The 1,434-nt window shown below is 63.5% G+C and carries 1 protein-coding gene; it reads right to left on the bottom strand.

Features of this window, described 5'->3' with window-relative positions:
• Positions 1–1,434, bottom strand: a 1,434-nt coding sequence (gene hrpA / locus ACRXB1_RS35985) for an ATP-dependent RNA helicase HrpA (protein ID WP_449494768.1), incomplete at both ends; no start/stop codon positions are given.

The following is a 1,434-nucleotide window of genomic DNA, read 5'->3' as shown; positions in this document are numbered from 1 at the left end:
TATCGAGCGGCAAACGCGCGAGTTCGCGGCCGAGCGGCGTGAGCGTGTTGTCGTCATCGACGGCGCCGAGTTCGTTCAGCAACTGATAACCATCGGCAATCGCGCGGCCCGGCGGCGGCTCGAGAAACGGAAACGTTTCGATGGCCGTCAGATGCAGCGACTTCATCCGCAGGATCACCGACGCGAGCGACGAACGCAGGATTTCCGGATCGGTGAACCGCGTACGCAGTGCGTAATCATCCTCTTCGTAGAGACGGATGCAGACGCCGTCGGCCACGCGGCCGCAGCGGCCCGCGCGCTGATTTGCCGAGCTTTGCGAAATCGGTTCGATCTGCAACTGCTCTACTTTGTTTCTGTACGAGTAGCGTTTGATGCGCGCCAGGCCGGTATCGACAACATAACGAATGCCCGGCACGGTCAGCGACGTTTCCGCAACGTTCGTGGAAAGCACGATGCGCCGCGCGTTCGATGACTTGAACACACGCTCCTGCTCCGCCGCAGAAAGCCGCGCGAACAGCGGCAGGATTTCCGTATGCGGCGGATGGTGCTTGCGCAGCGCCTCGGCGGCCTCGCGGATTTCTCGCTCGCCGGGCAGGAATACGAGGACGTCGCCGGGACCTTCGCGGCAGAGTTCGTCGACGGCGTCCACGATGGCTTCCATCAGGTCGCGATCGTTTTCGCGCTGGTTTCTTGGGCGGTCTTTCTGAGGCGTGGCTGCGCTCGGGCTGTTTGTCCCCTGCGCCGACTTCACCGCAGCGCTCGTCTCCTCAACCGGCCGATAGCGCACTTCAACCGGATACAAGCGCCCGCTCACCTCGATCACCGGTGCGGGTTTTTCATCGCTGCCGAAGTGCCGGGCGAAACGATCGGCATCGATGGTCGCTGACGTCACGATCACCTTCAGATCAGGCCGCCGCGGCAGGATTTCCCGCAGATAGCCGAGCAGGAAATCGATGTTCAGGCTGCGCTCGTGCGCTTCGTCGATGATGATCGTGTCGTACGCGGCGAGCAGCGGATCGGTCTGCGTTTCGGCAAGCAAGATGCCGTCCGTCATCAGTTTCACTGATGCGCCGGGGGACAGGTTGTCCGTGAAGCGGACCTTGTACCCTACGACCTCGCCGAACGGCGTGCCGAGTTCTTCGGCAATCCGGCGTCCCGTCGCCGATGCCGCGATCCGCCGCGGCTGCGTGTGTCCGATAAGACCCGATCCGCCTGCACCGAGGCCACGGCCGAGCGCCAGACAGATTTTCGGGAGCTGGGTGGTTTTGCCGGAGCCGGTTTCGCCGCTGACGATAACCACCTGATTCGACTGGATCGCTGCAGCGATCTCATCGCGCCGGGCGGAAACTGGCAGCGTCTCGGGAAAATGAATCGGCGGAATCGGATTCGGTGCGATCACCCGGGCCGGGCGCGCGGCGTGACGCGCCGGATCGA

The organism is Caballeronia sp. M23-90, from assembly GCF_053574605.1.
The sequence above is the reverse complement of the archived record's forward strand: the minus strand, read 5'-3'. Positions and strand labels throughout refer to the sequence as shown.